At 48.6% G+C, this 348-nt stretch carries 1 protein-coding gene; it reads left to right on the forward strand.

The window, feature by feature from the left end; translation table 11 throughout:
* Positions 1 to 94 precede the first annotated feature (94 nt).
* Positions 95 to 274 carry a hypothetical protein gene (locus KI811_RS18435; RefSeq protein ID WP_214187924.1) on the forward strand — a complete coding sequence of 60 codons (180 nt, stop codon included), beginning with the start codon at positions 95 to 97 and terminating at the stop codon, positions 272 to 274.
* The last annotated feature ends 74 nt before the right edge of the window (positions 275 to 348 follow it).

Raw genomic sequence — 348 nt, forward strand, 5'->3', positions numbered from 1 at the left:
CAACAGTTGAGATGAAACTGTATAACACTCGGGTGCTGCTGTTTCCGCTACGCTCCACAGCAGACCCTCAAGCCGTTGGGCGAGGAAAATTTTGATGCCACCAGAGATTCCAAATCCAAATGATCCAATAACACCACGGATAGTGAAGTGGCTCGTCTTCCCGATAATCGTGGGCGTTCTAATCTCGATGGCTTTTGACCTGCAAATTAATCAGTGGAAATGCAGCAGAGAAGCCAAAAGGCAAGGATACCTTGAAGGAGAGTATTATCCCTGAAGTGGCCCCGGAAAATGAGACAGGTGTATAAGCAACGGACCGGCACATGAAAGGAGACGGTTCGATGCACGGAA

This window comes from Geobacter hydrogenophilus, assembly GCF_018501225.1.
Taxonomy (GTDB): Bacteria; Desulfobacterota; Desulfuromonadia; order Geobacterales; family Geobacteraceae; genus Geobacter; species Geobacter hydrogenophilus.

Excerpts from the sequence above, each read along its gene's own strand:
- KI811_RS18435 (WP_214187924.1), top strand. The coding sequence starts at position 95 with ATGCCACCAGAGATTCCAAATCCAAATGATCCAATAACACCACGGATA.